This window comes from Acidocella sp., assembly GCF_052326845.1.
Lineage (GTDB): Bacteria > Pseudomonadota > Alphaproteobacteria > Acetobacterales > Acetobacteraceae > Acidocella.
In genome coordinates, this window is sequence record NZ_JBKQJR010000154.1 from 1 (window position 1) to 8,347 (window position 8,347).

General features: G+C 65.5%; 10 protein-coding genes. 1 reads left to right on the plus strand and 9 read right to left on the minus strand.

Annotation, left to right across the window (positions count from 1 at the left end; translation table 11 throughout):
• Positions 1-695 precede the first annotated feature (695 nt).
• Entirely contained in the window at positions 696-1,160 is a 465-nt protein-coding gene (locus ACLPJJ_RS10735) for a hypothetical protein (protein WP_443590973.1), read from the plus strand.
• A gap of 390 nt (positions 1,161-1,550) precedes the next feature.
• Here the strand turns inward: ACLPJJ_RS10735 and ACLPJJ_RS10740 are convergent, their stop codons facing one another.
• From ACLPJJ_RS10740 to atpD, 9 genes are read right to left on the minus strand one after another with little or no spacing between them, the layout of a single operon-like run.
• The gene (locus ACLPJJ_RS10740) at positions 1,551-2,441 is read right to left on the minus strand and encodes a F0F1 ATP synthase subunit gamma (RefSeq protein ID WP_443590974.1); all 891 of its coding nucleotides are present in this window, start codon (positions 2,439-2,441) and stop codon (positions 1,551-1,553) included.
• Entirely contained in the window at positions 2,438-3,943 is a 1,506-nt protein-coding gene (locus ACLPJJ_RS10745; RefSeq protein WP_443590975.1) for a F0F1 ATP synthase subunit alpha, read from the minus strand. Before ACLPJJ_RS10745 ends, ACLPJJ_RS10740 begins: the two co-directional genes overlap by 4 nt.
• On the minus strand, positions 3,930-4,664 hold the full coding sequence (locus ACLPJJ_RS10750) for a F0F1 ATP synthase subunit delta (RefSeq protein ID WP_443590976.1): 735 nt from the start codon (positions 4,662-4,664) through the stop codon (positions 3,930-3,932). The genes ACLPJJ_RS10745 and ACLPJJ_RS10750 overlap by 14 nt, the downstream gene beginning before the upstream one ends.
• Positions 4,665-4,668: 4 nt before the next feature.
• A complete protein-coding gene (locus tag ACLPJJ_RS10755) occupies positions 4,669-4,914 on the minus strand; it encodes a F0F1 ATP synthase subunit C (protein ID WP_183267252.1) in 246 nt (81 codons plus the stop codon).
• The gene (locus ACLPJJ_RS10760) at positions 4,911-5,603 is read right to left on the minus strand and encodes a F0F1 ATP synthase subunit A (RefSeq protein WP_443590977.1); all 693 of its coding nucleotides are present in this window, start codon (positions 5,601-5,603) and stop codon (positions 4,911-4,913) included. Before ACLPJJ_RS10760 ends, ACLPJJ_RS10755 begins: the two co-directional genes overlap by 4 nt.
• A complete protein-coding gene (locus tag ACLPJJ_RS10765) occupies positions 5,600-5,872 on the minus strand; it encodes an N-ATPase subunit AtpR (protein WP_443590978.1) in 273 nt (90 codons plus the stop codon). The genes ACLPJJ_RS10760 and ACLPJJ_RS10765 overlap by 4 nt, the downstream gene beginning before the upstream one ends.
• Positions 5,869-6,150, minus strand: a complete 282-nt coding sequence (locus tag ACLPJJ_RS10770; RefSeq protein WP_443590979.1) for an AtpZ/AtpI family protein — start codon at positions 6,148-6,150, stop codon at positions 5,869-5,871. Before ACLPJJ_RS10770 ends, ACLPJJ_RS10765 begins: the two co-directional genes overlap by 4 nt.
• On the minus strand, positions 6,147-6,566 hold the full coding sequence (locus ACLPJJ_RS10775; protein ID WP_443590980.1) for a F0F1 ATP synthase subunit epsilon: 420 nt from the start codon (positions 6,564-6,566) through the stop codon (positions 6,147-6,149). Before ACLPJJ_RS10775 ends, ACLPJJ_RS10770 begins: the two co-directional genes overlap by 4 nt.
• A complete protein-coding gene (gene atpD, locus ACLPJJ_RS10780) occupies positions 6,563-7,981 on the minus strand; it encodes a F0F1 ATP synthase subunit beta (RefSeq protein ID WP_443590981.1) in 1,419 nt (472 codons plus the stop codon). The genes ACLPJJ_RS10775 and atpD overlap by 4 nt, the downstream gene beginning before the upstream one ends.
• Positions 7,982-8,347 lie beyond the last annotated feature (366 nt).

Below are 8,347 nucleotides of genomic sequence, written 5' to 3' on the forward strand. Positions count from 1 at the left end.
AAATTTTCTTCGCTGTCGTAGAGCCCGACCATTAGCGTGCCCTGTGATGACGCGACGCCTTCTATCGTAACCCAAAGGTTACTTGCCGCTGCGCTAGCGCAGAAAAACAGAAGCAACCCGAGCGCCACTCCAAAACTCAGAAAAGGTCTCATCCGGAATTTTTCAGTTGATGAGTTTGGTATGATAGATATTAACTCTTTGACCTAGGCGCTGCAACTATCTCGGTTGGCCAGCGAAGTGTGACGGGCATGCTGGTTGAGGCACCCGCGACTTCCGGGTCCTGTTGGATGCGGCGCTCGCTGGCGCCGGCACCGCGCTAATTCTTCAGAATATCTGCGCGCGAGCCTGGTTGATGGGCGTCTGATCCATGTGCTTCCCAACAGGCACTCGCGCGACAGTCTCGTACATCTGGTCTTCAGCACCTGTCTCGGCCCGCTGCCGGGCGCTAGCGCTGGTTGATTGCATCGCCGGGCATCTTCCGTTTCGCCTTTGATGAATAGGGCCTATCAGGTGAACATAGCTTAAGGTGCTCCTCGGCGCCTTCCTGTCAGTTTCCTATCAATAATAACATGTCCGACCGCAGCAACGCACAATAGCCGCCGCGAAAGTTAGCTTCCTGGCATGCGTCAAACAAAGCGCTCGCCTTGTAGAGGCCAAATGCCGATTGTCTCGCCTAACCGTAAGGAGTACAATATTTGGGTTCCTTCAAGTCAGTCTTCCTTTGGAACCCTTCAACATTGTCGTTCGAAACGGAAGTGCTCGGCCGCGATGCACAGAACGGTATGGAAAGAAGTTTAAGAAAACTCATAAGGGAGGTTGCTATGAAGCGGCTTTTTTTGTCGGTTGTATTTTCTGCGCTGGGTTCAATAGCACTCGCGCAATCTACAGTTTCGGATCAAAGTTCGAGCAACGTCGCGACTTCCACTTCCACGAGCAGCAATAGTAGCAGTGCCAGCAGCATTGGCTCCATTAGCAATTGCAGCGGCGCCGGCTGTCAGATGCTCAAAGTCATGAGTAGCTGCAACAGAAATTGTACCGGCAGCGCGACGGTTAACGGCAAAACTACGACGTACACTGGGCCAAGCGGTCAGTTGTTCATTATTTCCGTCAGCCGCACTGGTGTAGTCAGCAGCAACGGCACGGTCAGCAGCCAACATTGAGTTCTTGCCGCTGTCCCCGCCACGGCCAATTAGGGAATCTCTGATCATGTTCCTCTCGACCCGCGCCGGAACATCTTTTTCCCAGATAGGCGGTGTTTTGTCCCCTGGCTGAGGCCAGAATAGCCGGATTCCGCCCCCCGGATGGTGGAACGGCACAGCGAACGCACCCATCGGCCGGAAGCCGATTGGCCGGTTTGGAACGCCCAACGGCAGCAAGCGGACATTCGTTCATGAGGCTAAGGATTTTTGGCTCATCTGCACTCCTTCGCCGTTACGATGAGCCAGAAATTCTCCGTTATTCAATCACCCCGTTCTGTTTAATTGGCCTGACGGGGGACACAGAGCCGGGGTCGTAATTCGACGATGATTCACACCAGGCGCTCTTCAATTCTAACCAGTGGCGGCCTTCCGGAAATCGGTATTGTATTCGCAATGGTTTCTGTAACGCGCGCGGCCCGCCATCTCTCCGCTGGCGAGTTCTATGATCTCGGCGGTGATTTCCTCCTGGCGCACGATCTGCTGCGTCAGTTCCAGCCCGGAGAGCCTGGCTTCGATCTGCCGGTGGGCGGCGGCCATCGTCTCCATCCTGGCCTCATTCTCGGAGGCGAAGGCATGCAGGGCGGCGCGGCAGAGTTCGGCGTGGATGTAGTCGGCGGTCAGGTCCCGCAGCAGCGTCTCCGGGGCGAGGTTGAGTAGCGGCATATTGGCATCGGCGGGGCGGGGAAAGGCGGCGGGGTCGAGCGGGAAAAGGGCGACGCGCGCGATGCTTAGCCCCTGGCCCGCGTGCCATTGGCCGTAAATGGCGTCCAGCCGCGCCACGCGGCCTTCGGCAATGGGGGCGTAGAGCGCCTCGGCGATCCGCCTGGCCAGGTTTGGGATGCCGGCGGTGGCGGCCGGCATAGCACCGCTCCAGCGTGACGTTATGCCGCGCTCAGTGGCAATGGCGGCGCCCCGCGAGCCGATCAGGAAGAGCTCCGTCCCCGGGGGCACCGCGCCGAGCACATGCTCGCTGAAGGCGCCGGCAAAACCTTGCTCGGCGCAGAACGCCACGGCGGCGCTGCGCTCCCCCCGGCGTGCGGCGCTTGGCGGCACGGCGGGGGCCCAGGCGAAGACGCGCCCGATGGCCTGGGCGATGACGGCGGCGTAGCTGTCCACCGCCGTGAGCTGGGCGCGGGCCTGCTGGGCGCGGGCCCCGGCAATGCCGCGCATGGCGTTCACCACTGTCCCGAGTTCGCGGATACCGGCGATGCGGGCGTTGATGTCCGCCAGCCGCACGGTCATGGCGCGAAGCTTTTGGCGCAGGCGGCGATGGCGGCGCGCAGGGCTTCGGCCTGGGCCGCATCCAACGTGCCGGTCTGCTGGATCATGCGCATGGCGGGGCCGGCATCGCGCTCCAGCGCTTCGCGCAAGGCGGCGCGGAATTTGGGGATTTCGGCCAAAGGCAGGGCGTCCAGCAGCCCGGACTGCACGGCGTGCACTAGCGCAACCTCGTCGGCCAGGCGCAGCGGGCTGTGCGGGGGCTGGGTGAGAATGGCGCGGATGCGTGCGCCGCGCGTGAGTTGAGCACGCACATGCGCATCCGGCATGCCGCCAAAGCGCGTGAAGATCTCCAGTTCCAAAAACTGCGCGTAATCCAGCCGCAGCGTCTCCGCCGCCTCGCGCAGGGCGCGGGCCTGCGTCTTCCCGCCGACGCGGCTGACGCTCAGCCCCACATCCACCGCCGGCTTCTGCCCCTCGTGGAACAGCCGGGCGTCGAGCACGATCTGGCCGTCGGTGATCGAGATGAGGTTGGTGGGGATATAGGCGCTGAGATTGCCGGCATCCGTCTCCGCGATGGGCAAGGCGGAGAGCGAGCCCCCGCCCTTCTCGGCCGAGAGTTTGGCGGCGCGCTCCAGCAGGCGGGCATGGACATAAAAGATATCGCCCGGATACGCCTCCCGCCCCGGGGATTGGCGGGTGAGCAGCGCAATCTCCCGATGGGTGGCGGCGTGCTTGCTCAAATCGTCGATGACCACCAGCGCGTGCCGCCCCTTATCCCGGAAATACTCCGCCATGGTGAAGCCGGCGAACGGGGCGATCCATTGCATGCCGGGCGGTTCCGCCGCCCCGGCGACGACGATGATGCAGCGCCCCGGCGCGCCCTTGGCCTGGATCGCCTCGACGGCCCGGCGGATATTGGAGGTCTTCTGGCCGACGGCGACATAGACGCAGATGATGTCGCTGTCCCTCTGGCTGATGATCGTGTCCACCGCGATCGTGGTCTTGCCGGTGGCGCGGTCGCCGATGATCAATTCGCGCTGGCCGCGCCCGAGGGCGAAGAATGTGTCGACGACGAGCAACCCGGTCTGTACCGGCTGGGTGACCAGATCGCGGTCGATGATCTCGGGCGCGGGACGCTCGGCGGGCTCGAAGCGCTCGGCGGTGATCGGGTCCTTGCCGTCCAGCGGGCGGCCGAGCGGGTCGACGATCCGCCCGAGCAACTGCGGGCCGACGGGCACGCGCACCACATCGCCGGTGCCGCGCACCGTGTCGCCCGCCGCGATGCGCTCCGGCGCGTCCAGCAGCACGCAGCCGGCGAGGTCGCGATCCAGCGTCTGCACGAAGCCGAACATGCCCTTGTCGAAGCGCACCAGCTCGGAGAGGCGGAGATCCGGCAGGCCAGAGACGAGCGCGATGCCGTCGGCGATTTCCTCCACGCGGCCGATCTGCTCCGATTCCGCCCCGAGCTTCGTGCCCGCGAGGCGGGCCCGCGCCTCCCGCAGCCAGGCTTCAGGCGCTTCCATTGCCCAGCTCCTTCAGGATGCGGTCCAGATCCGCACGCCAGCTGTTGCGGACGAGAATGTTCTGGCCGCGCAGCTCCAGCCCGGCGATGAGCGCCGGATCAGCGTGAAACACTAGGCGCGGCGCCGCGCCGAACAAAGCGGCGAGGCGCGTGGCGCATTGCGCCTGTTCTTCCGGGGCAAGCGCCGTAGCGCTAAGCACCTCGAGCGTTGCGCCCTCCGCCAAGCGGCGCACGGCTTCCGGCAGGGCGGCAATATCCTCCAGCAGCCAGTCGAGAAACGCTGCCCGCACCGCCGCACCGTTGAGCCGCGCCGCCAGCCTGCCAGAGATGTCCACGGCCAACTCGCTGGCGTGCTGGCGCCACATGGCCTCGGCCTCCCGCTGTTCCGCCGCCAGCCTATCCCGCGCGGCAGCCTCCACCGTGCGCACGGCCTCGTGCGCCTCCACCAGCCCGGCGGCGCGGTGCTGCGCCGCCTCCGCCTGCGCCGCGGCGAGGATGGCCTGCCGCTCCTGCGCGAACCCGGCGCGGGTCTGCTCGATCTCCGCCATTGCAGCCGCTGCCGCGTCGCGCTTCTGCGCCGCGTCGTCCAGCATGGTCTGCGTCGCTGCGCGCCGCTGCGCAATCATCCCCGCCACCGGCCGCCAGAAGAATTTCTGCAGCAGCCAGATGAGGATAAGGACATTGACCGTCTGGAGGAGAAGCGTCGGCCAGTCGATCGTCATGCGGCTATTTCAGCAGCGGATTGGCGAAAAGCAGCAGCAGCGCGATCACCAGGCAGTAAATCGCCATCGTCTCGATCATCGCCAGGCCGACGAAGAGCGTGCGCGAGATGGTGTTCGCGGCTTCCGGCTGGCGGGCGATGGCGTCCATGGCGGCGGCGACGGCGCGGCCCTCGCCGAGCGCCGGGCCGATGGCGCCGAACGAGACCGCGAGCGCGGCGGAGACGATGCTGGCAAGGGCCAACCAGTTCATTTGACAATCCTTTCTTCTGGGGTCGCGGGCTTCGCCTCGCCGGTGGCCTGGGCGATGAACACCATCGCCAGCACGGCAAAAATATATGCTTGCACGGCGCCAGTCAGCAGATCCAGCGCCATCAGCGGGATCGGCACGAGCAGCCCGGCAAGCGAGAGCACGATGCCGACGACGAACACACCGCTCATGACATTGCCGAACAGGCGCACCAGCAGCGAGAAGGTGCGGGTCAGGCTCTCGACGAAATTGAGCGGGATCATCACCGGATTGGGAGCGGCGAAGCTGGCGAGATAGCCGCGCACCCCGCCGGCGCGGATGCCGAACCAGATGACCGCCAGAAACACGAGCAAAGCGAGGGCGGCATCGGTTTCCAGATGCGCCGTCGGCGGTTCCACGCCAGGGATGAGCGTGGACCAGTTGGCGGCGAAGATGAATACGAACAAGGTGCCGATGAAGGCGCGGTAAGGGGCGGGCTCCATCTGCATGGTGTCGGTGATCTGGCTGTCCACGGCGGTGACGATGAGCTCCAGCGCGGCCTGGGTGGCGCTGGGGCGCAGCGACAGGCGGCGGGTGAGCAGGAAACTGCCGAGCGAGAGCACGAGCATGATCGCCCAGGTGACGATGACGGCATCGGTGATGGGCACCGGGCCGAGATGCAGCAGCACGGGGTTGGCGAGAGGCGATGTCATGCCGCCACCTGCTTGAAGCGGCGCAGCACCATGGCCCGCGCGGCGTGAACCCCGAGCGCCGTGGCCAGCAAAGGCAGCGCCCCTTCCCGGCTGGTGAGGAACAGCGCCACGCCCAGCCCCAGGAACCGCGCCACCCCTAGCGCGACGGTCACCGCCGCGCGGCGGCCTTGCACGAGTTGGCGGACATTCCACCACAGCCCCTGGAAATAGAGCAGGCCCAGAGCCCCGCCGAGGACAAAATGAGCCACGAGGAGAAGTGGTTGGGTCATGCGCTGTTCATCCATTTCCAGGCCGCCCAGCAGCCCACCCCCAGCCCTAAAAACAGCAGCGGCGCGGTCCAGAACACGCCGGAGTGAAATGTCCCATCCATCCAGCGCCCGATGAAAATGCCGGCGAGCATGGGCAACACGATAATCCAGCCCAGCACGCCGATTTGCGCCAGGCGGCGGGCGACGGAGGGCTCACCCTCCCGCAGCCGGGTCTTGTGCCGTTCCTGCCGCCGTTCGGCCTCGTGCAGGAGCTTGTCCTTCTCTTTGGGTTCGGTCATGGGAAGGCCCCGCCGTCGCGTCCCTGCGGTCGCAAATGCCGCATGATCTGCCGGATCGCGCTCAAGTGCAGCTGCGCCTGGGCGATGTGCTCCACACGTTCGGCCTCCTCATCGTTCTGGAAACGCGCCAGAATGTCCTGATGCAGAGTGGCGAGATCATCGCCCAGCACCCCTTCGCGCGTGGCGATGCCGATCTCCTGGCCGCCCGTGACCGTGAGAATGCCGCCGCGCACGGCGCAGTGGCGCGTCCCGCCATCCACCAGCTTCCAGCTCACCAGGGAGATGACGAGGCTGGTGAGGAATTCCGCGTGGCCGGGGAGAATGCCGAACCCGCCCGACATATCCTCCGCGCGCAGTGAGAGCACACCCTCCTCATCCACCAGCATGGCGAGCGGGGTGGTGATGCGCAGCCTCATGCGGGGCGCACCACGGCGCGGGCGGCCTGTTCCTTCCGCCGCGCCTCCTCCAGCGTGCCGACCATGTAGAGCGAGCTTTCCGCCCAGCCATCGGCCTCGCCGTCCAGGATCGCGCGGCAGCCCTCCAACGTGTCGGCCAGCTTCACGCTACACCCCGGCGTGCCGGTGAACGCCTCGGTGACCATGAAGGGCTGGGTGAGGAAACGCTGCAGCCGCCGCGCCCGGGTGACGATGAGCCGGTCAGCCGCGCCCAGCTCCTCCACGCCCAGTAGGGCGATGATGTCCTGCAGCTCCTTGAACCGTGCCAGGGTCAGCCGCGCCCGCTCGGCGATGGCGTAATGCGCCTCGCCCACCACAAGCGGGTCCAGCAGCGCGGAGGTGGAGTTGAGCGGGTCGATAGCCGGATAGAAAGCCTGCGCCGCCAGATCGCGGGAGAGCATCACCACGCTGTCCATATGGCTGGAGATGGCGGTGACCGCCGGGTCGGTGAAATCATCCGCCGGAACGTACACGGCCTGAATGGCGGTGACGGACGCCCCCGCCACCGAAGCGATGCGCTCCTGTAGGGCGGCGACCTCGCTCGCCAGGGTCGGCTGATAGCCCACGCGCGAGGGCAGGCGCCCGAGCAGGCTGGACACCTCCGCCCCGGCCTGCACGAAGCGGAAGATGTTATCCATGAGCAGCAGCACGTTCTGGTGCTTTTCGTCGCGGAAATGCTCGGCGATGGTGAGGGCCGTGAGTGGCACGCGCCAGCGGGCGCCGGGCGGCTCGTTCATCTGGCCGTAGACGAGCACCGTGCGCGCCAGCACGCCGGAGCCCTGCATGTCGTTCAGCAGCTCATGGCCCTCGCGCGAGCGCTCGCCAACCCCAGCGAACACGGAGATGCCCTGGTATGTCTCCACCATGGCATGGATCAGCTCCATCACCAGCACGGTTTTGCCAACACCAGCGCCGCCGAACATGGCCGCCTTGCCACCCTGGGCCAAGGGGGCCAGCAGGTCGATCACCTTGATGCCGGTTTCGAAAATCCGGTCCGCCCCGCTTTCCTCGTTCAGGGCGGGCGGCGGCTCGTGGATGCCGCGGCGCGGTGTTTGCGGCGGCAGCGTTGGGCCACGGTCGCGCAGCATGCCAGTTACATCCAGCAGCCTGCCCAGCACAGCCTCCCCCACCGGCACGGCGATGGGCGCCCCTGTGGCGCGCACGGCGGTGCCGCGCGCCAGCCCCGCCGTTGCCTGCAAGGCGATGGCACGGACGGTATCCCCGGTCGCATGGCTATGAACTTCCAGAATCAGCGGCTCCGGCCTGTCCCATTCCACGAGCAGGGCAGTGTTGACCGGCGGCAGCGCACCTACGGGGAACACGGCATCGACCACCGCGCCACGCACCGAAACGACCATCCCTGAGGCCTGCTCCATGGTTTTTCCCTAGCGTAGCGTGCGGCTTCTGGCGTTGATGCGAATCAAGTCTCGCCTTGGCAAGACGTTGCCTTGGTTGCCGTAAGGGGAACGCTGGCCGCGCTGGCTTGGCAGGACGAGCTGATCAGCAAGGGGCGGTCACCGTATGGCTGTCCGCACTAAATTTGTGTTTTGTTTGTCAGGAGTGGCAGCATGGGGCCGAAACCGGAACGGCCACCGCGGAGCGCGCAACGGCAATAAGCAGATGAGGTGGATGGCTCCCGCTCACGGCATCTGAGTGCCAAATTGGGTTGCTGTCATTTCAACCCGAGCAAAGGAGCCACCCGTATGCAAATTACTACCGTCGGCCTGGATCTGGCCAAACAT

Bases quoted from the DNA above. Each gene is read 5' to 3' on its own strand.
- ACLPJJ_RS10755 (WP_183267252.1), bottom strand. From the start codon at position 4,914: ATGAACTGGTTGGCCCTTGCCAGCATCGTCTCCGCCGCGCTCGCGGTC.
- ACLPJJ_RS10740 (WP_443590974.1), bottom strand. From the start codon at position 2,441: ATGACCGTGCGGCTGGCGGACATCAACGCCCGCATCGCCGGTATCCGC.
- ACLPJJ_RS10770 (WP_443590979.1), bottom strand. From the start codon at position 6,150: ATGACCGAACCCAAAGAGAAGGACAAGCTCCTGCACGAGGCCGAACGG.
- ACLPJJ_RS10745 (WP_443590975.1), bottom strand. From the start codon at position 3,943: ATGGAAGCGCCTGAAGCCTGGCTGCGGGAGGCGCGGGCCCGCCTCGCG.
- ACLPJJ_RS10750 (WP_443590976.1), bottom strand. From the start codon at position 4,664: ATGACGATCGACTGGCCGACGCTTCTCCTCCAGACGGTCAATGTCCTT.
- ACLPJJ_RS10760 (WP_443590977.1), bottom strand. From the start codon at position 5,603: ATGACATCGCCTCTCGCCAACCCCGTGCTGCTGCATCTCGGCCCGGTG.
- atpD (WP_443590981.1), bottom strand. From the start codon at position 7,981: ATGGAGCAGGCCTCAGGGATGGTCGTTTCGGTGCGTGGCGCGGTGGTC.
- ACLPJJ_RS10775 (WP_443590980.1), bottom strand. From the start codon at position 6,566: ATGAGGCTGCGCATCACCACCCCGCTCGCCATGCTGGTGGATGAGGAG.
- ACLPJJ_RS10765 (WP_443590978.1), bottom strand. From the start codon at position 5,872: ATGACCCAACCACTTCTCCTCGTGGCTCATTTTGTCCTCGGCGGGGCT.